Annotated in this window: 15 protein-coding genes and 2 pseudogenes; 5 read left to right on the top strand and 12 right to left on the bottom strand. The window is 41.9% G+C overall.

Going from position 1 to position 16,123, the window contains the following annotated elements; genetic code table 11:
* Positions 1–425 (top strand): Tn3 family transposase (locus QL995_RS20820; RefSeq protein ID WP_290294982.1); only part of this gene is annotated, 425 nt, incomplete at its 5' end.
* A 78-nt stretch (positions 426–503) separates the two neighbouring features.
* Here the strand turns inward: QL995_RS20820 and QL995_RS20815 are convergent.
* The 6 genes and pseudogenes from QL995_RS20815 to QL995_RS20790 form a co-directional block, all read right to left on the bottom strand.
* A complete protein-coding gene (locus QL995_RS20815) occupies positions 504–1,937 on the bottom strand; it encodes an ATP-binding protein (RefSeq protein ID WP_290294981.1) in 1,434 nt (477 codons plus the stop codon).
* Positions 1,938–2,323: 386 nt separating this feature from the next.
* Positions 2,324–2,593: pseudogene (locus tag QL995_RS20810) on the bottom strand (IS481 family transposase); the annotation flags it as partial.
* Between the two features lie 15 nt (positions 2,594–2,608).
* Complete coding sequence (locus QL995_RS20805; protein WP_041413416.1) at positions 2,609–3,148, bottom strand: peptide-methionine (S)-S-oxide reductase; 540 nt, start codon at positions 3,146–3,148, stop codon at positions 2,609–2,611.
* A gap of 29 nt (positions 3,149–3,177) precedes the next feature.
* Positions 3,178–3,678: a peptide-methionine (S)-S-oxide reductase MsrA gene (gene msrA, locus QL995_RS20800; protein ID WP_011711652.1), complete on the bottom strand. Its 501-nt coding sequence runs from the start codon at positions 3,676–3,678 to the stop codon at positions 3,178–3,180.
* A gap of 2 nt (positions 3,679–3,680) precedes the next feature.
* Complete coding sequence (gene msrB / locus QL995_RS20795; protein ID WP_011711653.1) at positions 3,681–4,127, bottom strand: peptide-methionine (R)-S-oxide reductase MsrB; 447 nt, start codon at positions 4,125–4,127, stop codon at positions 3,681–3,683.
* A gap of 92 nt (positions 4,128–4,219) precedes the next feature.
* Positions 4,220–5,766, bottom strand: a protein-coding gene (locus QL995_RS20790; RefSeq protein WP_243530850.1) for an IS3 family transposase whose coding sequence is annotated in 2 segments (ribosomal slippage) — positions 4,220–5,307 and positions 5,307–5,766 — 1,548 coding nt in all. Because the reading frame shifts where the segments join, the coding sequence is not laid out codon by codon here.
* 144 nt (positions 5,767–5,910) lie between these two features.
* On the opposite strand from QL995_RS20790, the gene QL995_RS20785 reads away from it, so the two are divergent.
* Positions 5,911–7,308 carry an IS4 family transposase gene (locus QL995_RS20785; protein WP_290294978.1) on the top strand — a complete coding sequence of 466 codons (1,398 nt, stop codon included), beginning with the start codon at positions 5,911–5,913 and terminating at the stop codon, positions 7,306–7,308.
* 214 nt (positions 7,309–7,522) lie between these two features.
* On the opposite strand, the gene QL995_RS20780 is transcribed toward QL995_RS20785, so the two are convergent.
* From QL995_RS20780 to QL995_RS20760, 5 genes and pseudogenes are all read right to left on the bottom strand, one after another.
* Positions 7,523–8,038, bottom strand: coding sequence for a DUF417 family protein (locus tag QL995_RS20780; protein WP_210763729.1), 516 nt, complete (start codon positions 8,036–8,038; stop codon positions 7,523–7,525).
* Positions 8,039–8,175: 137 nt separating this feature from the next.
* Positions 8,176–8,730, bottom strand: a complete 555-nt coding sequence (locus QL995_RS20775; protein WP_210763726.1) for a carboxymuconolactone decarboxylase family protein — start codon at positions 8,728–8,730, stop codon at positions 8,176–8,178.
* Positions 8,731–8,739: 9 nt separating this feature from the next.
* Positions 8,740–8,969, bottom strand: a pseudogene (locus QL995_RS20770) (IS3 family transposase); the annotation flags it as partial.
* A gap of 494 nt (positions 8,970–9,463) precedes the next feature.
* Positions 9,464–10,204 (bottom strand): hypothetical protein, encoded by a 741-nt coding sequence (locus QL995_RS20765; protein WP_004911216.1) that lies wholly within the window; start codon positions 10,202–10,204, stop codon positions 9,464–9,466.
* Between the two features lie 2 nt (positions 10,205–10,206).
* The gene (locus QL995_RS20760; RefSeq protein ID WP_002123001.1) at positions 10,207–11,142 is read right to left on the bottom strand and encodes an AraC family transcriptional regulator; all 936 of its coding nucleotides are present in this window, start codon (positions 11,140–11,142) and stop codon (positions 10,207–10,209) included.
* A gap of 177 nt (positions 11,143–11,319) precedes the next feature.
* On the opposite strand from QL995_RS20760, the gene QL995_RS20755 reads away from it, so the two are divergent.
* From QL995_RS20755 to QL995_RS20745, 3 genes are all read left to right on the top strand, one after another.
* A protein-coding gene (locus tag QL995_RS20755; protein ID WP_290294975.1) for an IS3 family transposase occupies positions 11,320–12,452 on the top strand; the annotation gives its coding sequence in 2 pieces (ribosomal slippage) (positions 11,320–11,572 and positions 11,572–12,452; 1,134 coding nt in all).
* A 96-nt stretch (positions 12,453–12,548) separates the two neighbouring features.
* On the top strand, positions 12,549–13,379 hold the full coding sequence (locus tag QL995_RS20750) for an alpha/beta hydrolase (RefSeq protein ID WP_153375939.1): 831 nt from the start codon (positions 12,549–12,551) through the stop codon (positions 13,377–13,379).
* Between the two features lie 74 nt (positions 13,380–13,453).
* A complete protein-coding gene (locus QL995_RS20745; protein WP_290294974.1) occupies positions 13,454–14,974 on the top strand; it encodes a catalase in 1,521 nt (506 codons plus the stop codon).
* A gap of 123 nt (positions 14,975–15,097) precedes the next feature.
* Here the strand turns inward: QL995_RS20745 and hemB are convergent, their stop codons facing one another.
* A complete protein-coding gene (gene hemB, locus QL995_RS20740) occupies positions 15,098–16,063 on the bottom strand; it encodes a porphobilinogen synthase (protein ID WP_153375943.1) in 966 nt (321 codons plus the stop codon).
* Positions 16,064–16,123: the final 60 nt, after the last annotated feature.

Raw genomic sequence — 16,123 nt, 5'->3', positions numbered from 1 at the left:
CATTAACGGAATATAATAGGCTCATCAAAGCCCAATATTTACTTGATTATATTGATGATGCAAGTCTGCGCCAATATGTTCAACGAGCACTGAACCGAGGCGAAGCCTGGCATTTCCTCAGGCGAGCTATTGCATCGGTCAATCGTGACCAGTTCCGTGGAAAAAACGAATCAGAAATAGTCGTCTGGAACGAGTGTGCCCGTTTGACGGCAAATGCTATTATCTACTTTAACTCGATGATCCTAAGTCATCTATTACTGCACTTTGAAGAAGTTGGTGACGAGGAAAAAGCAGCAATAACTCGACAAGTATCACCCGTTGCATGGCAGAACATTAATCTGAGCGGCACTTATCAGTTCGCTAGTAACCGCAAACTACCTGATTTACAGGAAATAACTAGGCCTATTGTTGAAAATGAAGTCTAAAATGAAAGGTAACCCAGCTCCACAAGCCATTAACTGCGAGGGTTGTGGCGATTTATGTTACTTTAGAGGGGAAAATCCCTAGAACCCCAATAAGGCAAGATTTTCTTCTTGCGTGATATACCGTGCCTTCTCTTCCGCTCTGACGGCTTGATTGATGGCAGATACATGGACATCGCGTTTTTCGCTTCGCTTTGACTCATATTGCTTAATAGCGTCAGTGGTTTCCCGTTCAATCCTCATGACACCATCATTGACTTGTTTTTGATGGGCCGCTTTTTCAGATTTGACTGCATCTATTTTGACAGACAACGTCTCTCGACGTTGGGATGCTTGCGCCGAAACTTTTGCGGATTGTGCTTGATAGGCGTTGGATTCCTCCTTGACGGAGTCCAACAACATCACATGATGCTTGACGGCGTCTTGAGCTATCACCTCAAGGTTGTGCAGCTCGTTATATGCCGCTATCTTTTGAACCAAATCGAGTTCGTCATACTCGTCTCGTTTTGCATAAAGGTGTTCAATAACCCTTTCCAAATGCTTGAAGGAGTCATTCAGATCATTCACTTTACCTTGCGTTTCACTAATTTTGGCATCGAACGTTTTCTGCGTGATTCTGATCTGGTCACGCAACTCGGTTAATAAACTCCTTGCCCTTTCTTGTTCACTACTGAGCACTAATTTGTGCTCATCCAACTGCTTGGTATGACTCAATAGTAATGACCATACAGATTTGATGTCGCCATAGGCCTGAATAGCAGACTCGAACTCACTCTGATGCGACATCATTCGCTCAAGCGCACTGAGAGCATCAATCGTCAACGTATCATTGTCGTTATATGGCGCTTTCCCGACATCTAGCTGACTGTCAATAAAGCAATCTGCAACCATGTCTTTTAACCCTTCCATCAATTTTGTTTTTTTGTGCATGACGGACGTTAAGCGTTCAATGTGCCTCATTGATTTCCCTGGACGGCACAGAGAGAATTTATCAGCAATATCCTTGAGTCCTGACTGTCGAGCTTTAATCGGGGATAGGTGCGACAAGTTGTGCTGGATAATTGCGCAGTAATCCTTGATGGTTTTGATCTGCCGGGACACTTCTGTTATCTGAGCGATGTCTTCCGAGAGCCAGCAATCAATATTTTCCGCATTATTCAGCTTCATTTTGCTCTGTTCTGTAAATAAAGTGGAATCGGCGTCCCCTTTGACAAACCTGTAATGCAACGTGTTGTTATGTCTGTAAAGCACGACACAGGAGATCTGATCTTGTCGTTGATATTCAAAAATGACAAAACTACGTGCTTTAGAAAGATAGAAATCCAGAAAGGTTTTAGGCTTTTCTCTGACCATATACTGAGGGTCAATCCCATAAAAAACAGGAACCAGAACAAGAGATGAGGTTTTTCCTGCTCCGTTTGTCCCTGAGATGTTGCTATGACCCGTCAAGGATATTTCCGTCAATGAAGGAAACGCGCTCTGGTTGGTGATGATCCGCAGTAGTGCACTTTTCATAAAAATCGCCTGCAAAATATACATTAAATCAATATATATCAGATCAGTGCATATTGGTAGTGTCAAGGTTAAATAATAGGCAATTTTGTACTAGGTAGCGTTTTAATTTGATTATGGACTTTATGCTATACCGATAAATACACAGGAAATTTTTTTCACAAAAGTGTATGAATGTTGATAGAAGCAACAAGCTACCATCGAAGGGCGTTTCCAAAGATATTGGTATAACAGAGCATCGAACAGACTCAGTTGGAAAGGATCTCGCGTAGAAGCTCTATCATCTTCACGGATAACTCGCGTTTCCAACGATAAATTAGTTTGGGATTATGTAGGGTAACGTTGTTGTATCGTTATGTGATTTTACTCACTTAGCGCGGTGTACAGAACTACTGGATCAGATCAGTTTCAACTGACGTTCTGCCGTTGCACATTTTGCCCTGATGAGTTCGTTCATTGTTGTAAGACAGCCACTCATCCTGATCATTTTGCCGCGTCTCCAGCGTTTGATTAACTTGTTGCGAAAAGCCACCTGATAAAACTCGTTCAGGATCGCCTTATCAAACTGCTCGCAGATCCCATTCGTTTGCGGTGACATCGTTTTAGTTTTCGTGTGATCGATGCCACTACTAGAGTTGGTAATCATGACGCTCGAACTTGCAGAGTAGCACAGCCTATATCGATGTTAACTCTACACCTGACTCTGTCAATTTATGCGTATCAACATAGTGGCTGAAACGTGCTAATAAGAAGGTGAGTTTTGGATGAATGTACCTTTGACAAAATGGTCTGTTGGGTGCTGTATAAAAGTAGTCGATAAGCTCAGTTTTATTCGCTTTAAAATCCTTAAAAAAATAAACCTGAGTAATGACTGGCTGCTCAAAATCAGCTCTACAGGCATCTAATATGTTTACAGCCTGGTTATACTGAACCTCATCATAAGCGTATATCGCTGAACGATATTTACCACGCATTGAGTGGTTTGATGTGCTCGCGTGAGTATGTAAATGGATTTCGATCAAGGTTGATAAAGAAATAACAGTCGGATCAAAAACCACTTCAATGGCTTCGCTGAACTGAGCGTTGTCACCAATTGAGGCGATCCAACCTTGATTGACAGTAGCAATGCCAATAAGTGATGAAAATACGCCTTCGGTGCACCAGTGACAACCACCGCCTAAGCCGATTGTATTAAGGGTGGTTGTCGTATGCAAATTGCAAGTCTGTGTGGGCTGCTGCAAACTCATTGAGATGAGGGCAACTTCCAGTCTGGTCTGGGGAAGTGGCAGGTATAGCCATTTGGTCGGAGTTCCAAATAGTCCTGATGCATAGCCTCCGCTTCCCAAAAATCACTTGCAGGTTCGACTTCAGTCACTACTTTTCCAGGCCATAATCCCGAAGCATCCACGTCAGCAATGGTTTTTACTGCCTCAGCATGCTGTGCCTCAGAGGTATAATAAATGGCTGAGCGATAAGATGTGCCCTTGTCATTACCTTGTCTATTTACTGTACTAGGGTCATGAATCTGAAAGAAAAACTCTAAAATTTGTCGATAGCTGGTGATTTCATTATCGAACATTATTTCAATGCCTTCAGCATGGTTACCATGATTGCGGTAGGTAGCATTAGCCACTTCACCACCGGTATAACCTACTCGGGTTGAAGTGATACCGGGACGTTTGCGGATAAGATCCTGCATGCCCCAAAAGCAGCCACCGGCTAATACTGCGCGTTCAATTGCCATAATTAAATGTCCTCTACTTGGTCTAAATACTCTGCGTAACCTTTACTTGCCATTTCTTCCCTAGGAATAAAACGTAATGACGCTGAGTTAATACAATAACGTAGGCCACCCTGGTCTTTGGGACCGTCTGAAAATACATGGCCTAAGTGACTGTCGCCATGAGTTGAGCGCACTTCTGTGCGGGTCATGCCGTGCGACCTATCAGTGATTTCAATTACGTTGACAGAGTCTATCGCTTTGGTAAAGCTCGGCCAACCACACCCTGATTCATACTTGGCAGAAGACGCAAATAAAGGCTCACCTGACACGATATCCACGTAAATGCCGGGCTTGGTGTTCTTTAGCAATTCACCAGTCCCTGGACGCTCTGTACCATTTTCTTGCGTCACCCGATACTGCTCCTTAGTCAGAGCAGAAATCGCATTCATAGATTTTTGATAGGTATTCATAAATGTCCTCTTATAGAGTAGAGCCATGTGCCTTTCAGATTATAAGAGACCTTCCGGAGTTTTTCAAGTTAGTTGTCGCATCAAATTAAATTTTATGCCGCCCGCATTGCTTCTTTTTTCTCTGGATTTAAATTTACTTCATTGATCATTGTCCAATCTCTAGATTTTCCTGACCAACGAATTGGATTTTGCAATTTCGCTATTTCATTTACTCGGTGACGGTTCGCTAGTATCGCTTTATCTAATCCTAAATGACGCTGGTTTGGCGTGACAAATTTAATACCGCTGTGCAAGTGCTCATCGTTGTACCAATCAACAAATCCGTTAACCCACTTCCTTGCACTACCGATGCTTTCAAAGGCTTTTTCAGGGTATTCTGGGCGATACTTTAACGTCTTAAATAGCGATTCAGAATAAGGATTATCATTACTCACTGACGGTCGGCTAAATGAAGGCACAATACCTAACTCCTGCAATGTTGCCAATAACGTTGCCCCTTTCATTGGACTGCCATTATCCGAGTGCAACGTGACTTGATCTGGCTTTACCTGCTCTCGCCTGCAAATATCTACCATTAAATCAGCCGCCAGTGTGCTTAGCTGTGTGTCATGAACCTGCCAACCAACTATTTTTCGACTATAAATATCCATCACTAAATATAAGTATAAAAACTGACCTTTAACCGCTGTTGGCAAATATGTGATATCCCATGTATAAATTTCGTTTACACGTGTTGCCTTGAGCGCTTTTGGCTTTTTTATCTTTTTATTTGGTTTAACTTTTTCTCTGTGTGTTAATAATTTATGTGATTTCATAACACGATAAAACGAGCTTTCTGATGCTATCCACACACCTTTATCTAATAGTTTAGGGACTATCTTGCTGGGTGGTAAATGTCCATATTCTATTGAATTTACTGTCTTAATAATACGCTGTTGCTCTAATTCAGTTAGCCTGTTAGGTGGTCGCTTTATCGTACTCGTTCGCTTATCTGTCATATCATCAGCTTCAATCCAGCGTTGAATTGTTCTTGCCGTTAGACCAAGTAACTCACATGCTTTTGCTTGCCTTGCCCCTGATTTCTGCGCGTCGGTAATGAGCTTTATCAGTTCATGACGTTCAGTTGAGCTGGTTAATCGTCCTCGTTGAAACCCCAAAGCGCATCTGCTTTTTTTTTGAGTACAAGTAAGGCAGCTGTTTCTGCTAACGCTTTGTCTTTACGATTAAGCTCTTTTTGAAGTTGCTTAATTTCTTGTTTGAGCTGTTTACTGTCTGATTTTACGGGCTTCGTTGAAGGCCCTTTAGCAAAATCTTGCTTCCACTGTTTAATATGATGCGGGTAAAGCCCCTTAGCACGGCAATATTCATTAAGAGCTGCTTCACCTAAACTCGCACATTCAATAATGGCATTAAGCCTTTCTTCTAAGCTCCAGTCATGAGGGCGTTTTTCTGTTGTCATGTGACTACCATTATTTTTAGTTTCAAGTTCATGTTTTTTAGCAAGCGTAATCCATCGTTGCAAGGTTGAATAACCGATGCCTAAATCAAACGCAATATCTTCTAGGCGAACATCATCACATTGAGATAATGCTTTTTCAACAGCTTGAACTTTAAATTCTTGTGTAAATCGACGACTCATTTTATTGCCTCTATTAAAAGTTAGAGGCGACAACTATCCTGACACCTGACTCTTATACACAAATAAATTAGGCTTCAATTGAACTTTATTTATATCAGTCGATCAGATCAGTTATAACGAAAAAACCGATCGAGTTTAATTATTATGCTGATAAAAGATACTGAACAATGGGCTAATCATTTGTTTAAACATGCTGAATTAGGTGATGAACGACGCACTAAACGCCTGGTAAAAATAAGTCATCAAATGGCGAGCAACACAGGAAGCTCTATTGTGAAAGCATCTGGCTCACAGGCCTCTATTGAAGGCGCATATCGCTTTCTCCGCAATGATAAAGTTGACGCAGATAACATCGCTACCGCCGGTTTGAATTCGCTGTTACCTGCAATAACGCTGTCAAACACAATCCTTGCGCTAGAAGATACATCAACATTGTGTTACCGACACAATGTGACTAAAGAGCTCGGACATACTGGCGCATATAAACAAAGCTCTTCTAAAGGGATGTTGGCGCACACCGTCCTTATGGTCGATGCAGAAACAGAGCGTACTATTGGCTTGGGTGCACAACATCGTTGGTGCAGAAAAGATGAAAACTTTGGTACCGCTAACGACAGAAAACGCCGCAAGTACGAAACGAAAGAAAGTTATAAATGGCAACGCTCGTCGGAAGAAATGAGTACCCGATTTGCAGATGTCATGGACAATATCATAAGCGTTTGTGATCGAGAATCTGATATGTTTGAGTATATTGATTATAAAACAATAAATAATCAACGGTTTGTAGTGAGGGCCAAGCATGAGCGGGTCGTGAATGCAGACGGCGATAAACTAAGTCCTTACATTGAAAATCAATCTAGCGAAGCTTCATATTCGGTTAAGATACAGCAAAAAGGAGGCCGAAAAGCACGTATTGCGAAAGTAGCTGTACGTTATGCTTGCATTACTATTTATCCGCCTAAAAAACACAAGAAACTTGGTGGTATGAATTTAACAGTAATAAGTTGCAACGAGATTGATCCACCAAGTGGAACAAGTCCTTTGTCGTGGAAATTGTATACAGGCGAACCGATAAATAGTGCTTCTGATGCACTAAAGATAGTTAGATTTTATGAACTAAGATGGCGAGTTGAAGAGTTCCATAAAGCGTGGAAGTCAGCGGGCACTCAAGTTGAGTCGTTTCGCATGCAAACGCGAAATAATCTAGAAAAGATCATTGTAATAACAGCATTTATTGCGGTGAGACTTCTCCAGTTACGCGAGCTTGTTGTCGATAAAGATAATGCAAAATCAATTAGTTGCAACAATTTTTTCAATCATCTTGAATGGAAACTGTTGTGGTCAAAGACTGAAACTAAAAAAGCACCTAACACAACACCTTCATTACATTGGGCTTATTATGCACTTGCCAAATTAGGCGGGTGGCACAACAGCAAGCAAACAGGTGTTGTTGGTTGGGAAGCTTTATGGAAAGGTTGGTTTTCACTGAGCCAACTGCTAGAAGGCGCTCGATTCATGCAAGCGCAACAACAGGAGATGTGATCAAGAGACAGATCCTGACACAGGGGGCCTTCTGTTTACAGAATTTATTTCACTTAGGCCGTTAACCCGAAAAAATGATCTGATCCAGTAGTTCTGTACACCGCGCTAAGTGAGTAAAATCACATAACGAGGTGCCTATGACAGCTAAAAAGAACTGCAAGACCTATACCGCAGAATTTAAGGCCCTCTAACTTATAGTTGTTTCGGATGCGGCTTATTTGTTTTTGTGCTCCAGTGCTGTAAGTGATGTGCCTACGATAAATATAGACACGACAAACAAGCCTAAATCTTTTAGCAAAAACTGGCCAGGAACCACAGAGATCGCAGGAAACCCAAGAGATGCCTCAAAAACACCGGGTGTAGTCAGCATGAACGACAATGTCGTAAAAAAGAGTCCGGTTGAAAGTACACCGCCCAAGATTGCGAGCTTAGGGGAGAAAACTCGTGCAGCGATTAACAGGCCAACTGAAATTTCAAGCACACCCAGAAAATTTGAGAATCCTTGAATGCTGAGGAAACTATACATCCATGAAAGCAGAGGGCTATTACTAACAAAACCATGTATACCGTTTGCTTCGTAGCTAGTGAATTTCATACCACCAAACCACAAATATATTATCGTCATGGCAACGTAGATGCCACCTATACCAAACTTAGTGACTTTTGCACCGAGATTATTACTAAGGATATTGGTAGTCTGGACACCATTTTCAATTTCGGAGGTAACCATTTTATATCTCCAATTATTTTTAGCCATGTGGACTCACTCTATGTAGCTCACTAAAATGATATGACTCTTGAGAAAAACTATATGTTTACTCGGGTCGAACCTAACTTAGGTAATTGCTGTAGTTGAGCACCAATGGATTAGACATCAATGCCTAGTGGTTGAACGGCGGGGAAGTCGACCTCGGTCTGTGTCACTTCGTTAACGTAGTTAGTGAAAGTGTTCAGAGCAACAGCCAACAGAATATCCACTACATGTGCATCACTGTAGCCAGCGTTCAGCACCGCTTGGACCTGGTCATTGCTGACTTGCCCGCGCTGGCGGACTACGGCGGCAGCAAAACGCACGGCTGCGTCGGCCTTAGGGTCATTTGATGCACCGCTGCGGTTGGCAGTGAGTTCAGCATCATCAAGCTTGGCCACCTTACGGCCTAGGAAGGAATGGGCAGCAAGGCAATAATCGCAGCCGTTGATCTCAGCGACGGCTAGGGCAATACGCTCAAGAGTCGCTGTACCCAAGCCGCCCTGTGCTGATGCTGCGCTCAATTGCAGGTAGCCAGTCAGCGCAGCAGGGCTGTTGGCAACGACGCGGAACATGTTAGGAACGCGGCCCAGTTGTTTTTCCACAGCCTTGAGTGAGGTATGGGTAGAAGTAGGCGCGGCGTCGATTGTGGTAGGGGTGTTCAAACGTGACATAAATTTCTCCTAGTGATTTGAAAGACAGTACGCTGTATGTAGTGGTGAACTAATTTTGGCCACTTCGTTGTAGCCAAGCCAATATCTGCGCTCGGATTCATTCGGATCCAAACCACCGTTATAGTGATGTGACCTGAGCTGGCTGTAATAGCCAGCATGTAATCCAGTATTTCCCGCTCTGCTTCAGCAAAAGAACTATAGACTATCGTTGGCACACAGTCCGTTTTTAATCTTCTGAAGGTGTAGTGGTCGTTTAGGCATGATTGACGATCTAACGCTCCAGAACCAAATCAGGGATCTGGCTTTAGCGAGTCGGAGCGAACCGACCGATGGTTGGCGTACCGAAGAGCTTGACCCTAAGTTGTGGAACGGTTGGCGTAAAATGATTCAGGGGGACCGGCTAGAAATCGCTGAATACGATCTGACGGCTAAGGTTAGCCAAGGGGACTCTCCTAGTGACAAGCCCGGAGTGGTTGAAGGTCTAAAACAAAGAATAAGGGCTTACAACTTTAGTAAACAAAGGACGTCATCAATAGCAGTGATATAAAAAGTTATCTTTGCCGCCCCGATAAGGCTTTACGGGGCGACTAAGTCTCACCCAACCGACAATTCCGATAGTTTCAGAATAAGCTTTGAGTTTTCTAAGATTGGAATTACTACACCACAGCACGTACTCGAGATACTACAAATAGCTTTTTGGTAGGACCGATACCGAATAAATATCCATAATACATCAGGAGAAACTTTTTTTAATTTTCTGTAACCGGTCATAAATCAGTGGCGGATAATTTGCATGATATTCACCACACTCTGGGCAATGCTCTTGTTTTAGGTACGCTTGATTGTCGAGATCTTGATAAGGAAAAACGCTGAAGAGAAGTTCGTGCTGCATAAGCGTTTTATAAAAACTCTTATGATAAGGTGCAATCTCGCTGTCTTTGATTTTGTCGAAATATAGGTCAACGCTGTTCAAAATGCTCATAATTTCTTTAACCCCGTCGAACCTTAAAATGTCGTCATCTTTGTGAATATCAACATCTAAGCTCTCTAGATCCTCAATGAAACATTTAATCGCTCGCCGGGAATGCAAAAGGATCATTTGCGACTTGCCATCAATCATCTTTTCCTGATCGTAGCTAAAATTTTTAATGTTTCTTTCGACGAACATATAAAGTTCGTGAAGCTGATTCAACTCGTGCCTCAGTTGCTCCTTCGTATATTCCTTTTCGATTTGCTGATGGAGGATGCCATTAGCGTCAATCTGAGCTTTTAACACCAGAAAGAGAAGCACTGAACCCAGAATTTGTAAAAATGGGCTTGAAATACCTCCAAGAGCATCTCCTATTTCGCCATAACCTTTCAAATATTGCAGCGGAAGAAGAGGTGCAAACAAAGGGATAAGCAGGCAAGCCGCACCACCAATGACTATGACCCAGAAAGCTATTTTGGTAACAGGAGAGTTATAGATATTCATTTTTACACCTTTTCAGAATTTTCTTTTCTGTACGCGCTAGGAGTTTTGCCAATTTTTTTCTTAAACAACTTTTGAAAGTGTTCATGTGCCGGATACCCAATGGCTTCACTCACTTCGGGAACAGACTTACCGGATTCTTTAAGCAGCTGCTTTGCTTTTTCAAGCCGACAATAGGTTAAATAATCAAGAGGTGTCATGCCTGACAGCTCCTTAAATTTGACGCTGTAGTTCGTACGCGACATCCCCGCAATCCCGGCGAGATCGTCAAGACCCCATTTTTTATCGAGACTATGATGAATAGCTTCCAAGGTTTTGCTGAGTTGCGGATTTTCGATCAGTTTGAAGAATCCAGCATTTTTATTGGATTTGTACATGTGGATTCTTAACGCTTGCACGAAGATAATTTCGGTCAGCTTTCTGACTAACGTGTTGCTTCCAGGAAGCCCTGATTTTGCTTCCTGCTCTATAATACTTAAAAGCATGGCAAGCCAAGGCGAGTGGGAGTTATCAGCACTCTTGATATGCACGACATTTGGCAGCGAATTTAAGAATGGATGATCGGGTCCGCCATTAAAACAAAAATGTCCGCAAACGACGTTGGCTTTGAGCTTGCTCTGATCACCGTATTCCAAAACTTGAGCTTCGGTGAGGTTGGCTTTAGCTCTAAATTCGACCGCAGGCTCGGCCTTGATTTTTGGTGCACTGGCCATGGTGTGCTCCATCCCTTTGAAAAAGATCAAAATATCGCCCTGCTCCGCCAATGCTTTAAGTTTAAGTTTTGGCACCTCATACCAAAACTCGCCATGAGTCACGATGTGAAATCTCGCTAGATTCTCTTCCTGCGGGAGGCTGATGCCCCAGTCTCCCGCAAATGAGGTTCTATACCAGTAGCTGCTAGTAAGCTCTACCTTATCTAAAATTTCACTGAGAACATCCATATATAGCTCCTACGTAAACTGTCCAATAGGTCATGTTATACGAACTATTGAACATATTATATCTATTTTACATGCTGTAAAGTCAGTCTAGAGATGGATCCGGAAATTTGAACAACTCCTATAAGTGATATTCTGCTCCTCAAATGATGTTATAAACATCAATATATGGAGTATTTTATGGCACGTAGACCAAGAAGAAATCATTCAAACGACTTTAAAGCTAAGGTAGCACTTGCTGCGATCAAAGCAGAAAAAACACTTGCTGAATTGAGTTCTGAGTTTGATGTTCATCAAAACCAAATTATTGACTGGAAAAATCAATTGATCTCAGCTTCCTCGCAAGCTTTCGATCAATCAAAAGCTCCATCAGAACCCCCCATTGATCTTAAAAAGTTACATGCAAAAATCGGTGAGCAGGCATTAGAAATTGATTTTTTAGAAGGTGTGTTGAAGAAACTGGGCCGCTTCAACCACAAAAGTTAATCGATCACTCACTTCAGATTTCAGTATCTAAACAGGCTAAGTTACTGAAAGTCTCTCGTGGTTGTTATTACTATGGCCCAAAACCTGTGAGTGAATCAGATCTGAAGCTGATGCGCTGTATGGATGAGTTACATATGCAATACCCTTTTGCAGGTAGCCGTATGATGCGTGATTTATTGAATCGTCAAGGACATCATATAGGACGACGTCATACACGTACTTTAATGAAGAAAATGGGCATTAATGCGTTATATCGTAAACCAAATCTAAGTCAGGCCAATCAAGCTCACCGTAAATATCCATATCTGCTCAAAGGATTGGCTATTCAGCGCAGTAATCAAGTGTGGTGTACGGATATAACGTATATCCCTATGGCAAAAGGCTTTGTTTATTTATGTGCTGTGATTGATTGGCATAGCCGCAAGGTACTTGCGCATAGGGTATCGATTAGTATGGAGGTGGATTTTTGTATTTCGGCTTTAAATGAAGCGATTGAAAAATATGGTCGACCTGAAATATTTAATACAGACCAAGGCAGCCAGTTTACCAGTGATGCATTTATTGATGTATTGAAATCAAATGGCATTCAAATCAGTATGGATGGTAAAGGTCGATGGGTAGATAATGTGATGGTTGAACGATTATGGCGGAGCGTTAAATATGAAGAGGTGTATCTCAAAGCTTATAGCAGTGTCACAGATGCGAAAAAGCAATTAAGTGCATATTTTGAGTTTTATAATTTGAAACGACCTCATTCGAGTCTTGACAAAATGACACCAAATGAGTTTTACTATGATCAGCTACCCCAACAAAACAAGGTGGCTTAACTAGAGCGGAATATCACTTATAAATACGCTTTTAGTTGTTCAAACAAGTGGGACCACCTCTAACCAAAGTGTAAACATTACACAGGAGTAACAAAAATGGGATATGTATCAACAAAAGACGGCGTTGAAATCTATTATAAAGATTGGGGGCCAAAGGATGCACCTGTTATTTTTTTCCATCATGGTTGGCCATTAAGTGCAGATGATTGGGATGCACAAATGATGTTCTTCCTCGGTGAAGGTTTCCGTGTCATTGCAACCGATCGACGTGGGCATGGTCGCTCAGAGCAGGTTTGGGATGGACATGATATGGATCATTACGCTGATGATACTGCTGCTGTGGTCAATCATCTTGGTGTTCAAGGTGCTGTACACGTAGGACATTCGACAGGTGGCGGCGTTGTTGCACGTTATATCACGCGTCATCCTGAGGATCCTGTGTCCAAAGGTGTTTTAATTTCGGCTGTGCCGCCGCTCATGGTAAAAACCGATGATAATCAAGATGGCATCGACAAGTCAGTATTTGATGATTTTCAAAAGAATACTAAAGAAAACCGTGCAAAGTTCTTTTATGACGTACCAGCAGGGCCGTTCTATGGTTATAACCGTGATGGTGTAACGCCATGTGAGCCAATCATCCAAAACTGGTGGAGACAGGGTATGATGGGCGGTGCAAAGGCACATTATGACAGTATCGTTGCCTTTTCGCAGACTGATTTCCGTGATGATCTAAAGAGTATTACCATTCCGATGTTGGTGATGCACGGCTTAGATGACCAGGTCGTTCCGTTCGAGTTGTCGGGTCAAAAATCGGCTGATTTGTTAAAAAATTGTGTGCTGAAGACCTATGAAGGCTTTCCTCATGGTATGCCAACTACCGAAGCTGAGACTATCAATAAAGACCTTTTAGCATTTATCAGAAGTTAATTTTTAAAAGGGCAGTCATTTGTTGACTGTCCTTTTTTATAACGATTAAAATTTATTTATCAGGGGCGAACATCATGAGTGATAAATCAAAAAAATGTCCATTTACCCACTTAACTACTGATTTTGGTGCACCGGTTGTCGATAACCAGAATAGTATGACGGCAGGCGCCAGAGGACCATTATTAGCCCAAGACTTATGGCTAAATGAAAAACTTGCCAACTTTGTTCGTGAAGTCATTCCTGAGCGTCGTATGCATGCCAAAGGTTCAGGTGCATTTGGCACGTTCACGGTCACCCATGATATTACTCAATATACTCGCGCGAAAATTTTTAGCGAAATCGGCAAAAAAACTGAAATGTTTGCCCGTTTTACCACCGTTGCAGGTGAACGTGGTGCGGCAGATGCGGAACGTGACATTCGTGGTTTTGCCCTAAAATTCTATACCGAAGAAGGTAACTGGGATATGGTGGGCAATAACACGCCTGTATTCTTCTTGCGTGATCCACGTAAATTCCCGGATTTAAACAAAGCGGTCAAACGTGACCCGAAAACTAACATGCGCAGTGCAACCAATAACTGGGATTTCTGGACTTTATTGCCAGAAGCATTACATCAAGTCACCATCGTCATGTCGGACCGTGGTATCCCTTCAAGCTACCGTCATATGCATGGCTTCAGTAGCCATACTTATAGTTTCATTAATGAAGCTAATGAGCGTTTCTGGGTGAAATTTCACTTCAGAACCCAACAAGGTATTAAGAACCTGACGGATGCAGAAGCGGGCGAGCTGGTGGGCCAGGATCGTGAAAGCCATCAACGTGATTTATTCGATGCAATTGAACGTAAAGACTATCCAAAATGGACACTCTTCGTACAAGTCATGCCTGAACAAGATGCGGAAAAAGTTCCATATCATCCGTTTGATTTAACCAAAGTATGGCCACACGGCGATTATCCATTAATTGAAGTCGGTGAGTTTGAACTGAACCGTAATCCTGAAAACTTCTTCCTTGACGTAGAGCAATCTGCTTTTGCCCCAAGCAATCTGGTGCCAGGAATCAGTGCTTCACCAGACCGTATGTTGCAGGCGCGCCTGTTTAACTATGCCGATGCGCAACGCTATCGTTTAGGCGTGAACTATCAGCAAATTCCAGTCAATGCTGCACGCTGCCCTGTACATAGTAATCATCGTGATGGGCAAGGCCGTATTGATGCCAACTATGGTGGTTTACCGCACTACGAGCCAAACAGCTTTGGTCAATGGCAAGAGCAAGCTCAGTATAAAGAGCCACCATTAAAAATTAATGGTGATGCCGATTTTTGGGATTATCGTGAAGATGATAATGATTACTTCAGTCAACCACGTGCCTTATTCGAACTGATGACACCAGAGCAACAAGATGCATTATTTGGCAATACAACGCGTGCTATGGGCGATGCACTCGACTTCATCAAGTATCGTCATATCCGTAATTGCTATGCTTGCCACCCAGCCTATGGTGAAGGTGTTGCGAAAGCATTGGGTATGACCGTTGCTGATGCACAAGCTGCACGTGAAACTGATCCAGCTCGTCATTTACCAAGCTTTCTTTAAGCCTTGAAATACTGAAATAAAAAAGCCATCTTCGGATGGCTTTTTTAAGAGAGGATAATTCATAGTATTTTTAAGTTACTTTTGAATTAATGGAATAATTTTATTTTAAACGCTGGCTGAGTGTTAAGCTTTATTGTTTACCCATTCAGCATATTGTTTAGCATAATAGCTAACAATCATTGTCGCACCTGCGCGTTTAAATCCAATTAAAGTTTCATATACAGTTTGTTTTTCATCTAACGCTCCAGCCAAGGCGGCAAATTTAATAGATGCATATTCACCTCCAACTTGATACACAGCGATGGGACGATTTGTTCTATTACGTAACTTACATAAAATATCTAAATATGGGGTTCCAGGCTTAACCATTAAAATATCAGCACCTTCTTGTTCGTCATAATCAACTTCAAGTAGTGCTTGATGTCCATTATGAAAGTCAGCCTGATAAGTTTTCCTATCACCTTTAAGCTGAGAGTCAACTGCGGAGCGGAAAGGTCCATAGAAAGCTGAGGCGAATTTTATAGTGTGAGCTAAAATGCCTACATTTTGGAAACCTGCTTCATTTAATCCTTTACGAATAGCAAGAACTTGTCCATCCATCATAGAGGATGGCGCTAAAATATCAGCACCAGCTTTTGCAGCAGTAATTGCCTGTTTTTTTAGATTTTCTAACGTCTTATCATTATCGACAACCTCATCACATACAACGCCACAATGCCCATGTGTAGTGTATTCACAAAAACATATATCTGGAATTACAAGCATATCTGGGCAGGTAGCTTTAATAATTTTAATCATCCGACTAAGTAAACCATCATCAGACCAAGTGTCTGTTCCTTCGTCATCCTTCTTATGAGAAATGCCAAACGGCATAACAGCTCTTATTCCTAATTTATAAAGCTCCGTAATTTCTTCACTGAGCTCAGCTTCAGGAAAACGATAGAGGCCTGGTAAAGTTTTGATTTCTTGCCTTTGCGTTAAGTTTTCTTCTATAAAAATAGGATAAATTAATTCATTTAAATGAATGTTCGTTTCTTTAACCAAGTTTCTAACTTGGGTATTTACTCTTAATCTTCTTAAATTCATCATAGCTATCTTAATTAACAAAACACTTGTTAAAGTCTAAGTAAAGAGATGGATCCGTAAATT

This window comes from Pseudoalteromonas sp. APC 3358 (assembly GCF_030408075.1).
Taxonomy (GTDB): domain Bacteria; phylum Pseudomonadota; class Gammaproteobacteria; order Enterobacterales; family Alteromonadaceae; genus Pseudoalteromonas; species Pseudoalteromonas arctica.
The sequence above is the reverse complement of the archived record's forward strand: the minus strand, read 5'-3'. Positions and strand labels throughout refer to the sequence as shown.

Coding starts and splice junctions, on each gene's coding strand:
- QL995_RS20815 (WP_290294981.1), bottom strand. CDS start 1,937: ATGAAAAGTGCACTACTGCGGATCATCACCAACCAGAGCGCGTTTCCT.
- msrA (WP_011711652.1), bottom strand. CDS start 3,678: ATGGCAATTGAACGCGCAGTATTAGCCGGTGGCTGCTTTTGGGGCATG.
- msrB (WP_011711653.1), bottom strand. CDS start 4,127: ATGAATACCTATCAAAAATCTATGAATGCGATTTCTGCTCTGACTAAG.
- QL995_RS20785 (WP_290294978.1), top strand. CDS start 5,911: ATGCTGATAAAAGATACTGAACAATGGGCTAATCATTTGTTTAAACAT.
- QL995_RS20780 (WP_210763729.1), bottom strand. CDS start 8,038: ATGGTTACCTCCGAAATTGAAAATGGTGTCCAGACTACCAATATCCTT.
- QL995_RS20775 (WP_210763726.1), bottom strand. CDS start 8,730: ATGTCACGTTTGAACACCCCTACCACAATCGACGCCGCGCCTACTTCT.
- QL995_RS20765 (WP_004911216.1), bottom strand. CDS start 10,204: ATGAATATCTATAACTCTCCTGTTACCAAAATAGCTTTCTGGGTCATA.
- QL995_RS20760 (WP_002123001.1), bottom strand. CDS start 11,142: ATGGATGTTCTCAGTGAAATTTTAGATAAGGTAGAGCTTACTAGCAGC.
- QL995_RS20750 (WP_153375939.1), top strand. CDS start 12,549: ATGGGATATGTATCAACAAAAGACGGCGTTGAAATCTATTATAAAGAT.
- QL995_RS20745 (WP_290294974.1), top strand. CDS start 13,454: ATGAGTGATAAATCAAAAAAATGTCCATTTACCCACTTAACTACTGAT.
- hemB (WP_153375943.1), bottom strand. CDS start 16,063: ATGATGAATTTAAGAAGATTAAGAGTAAATACCCAAGTTAGAAACTTG.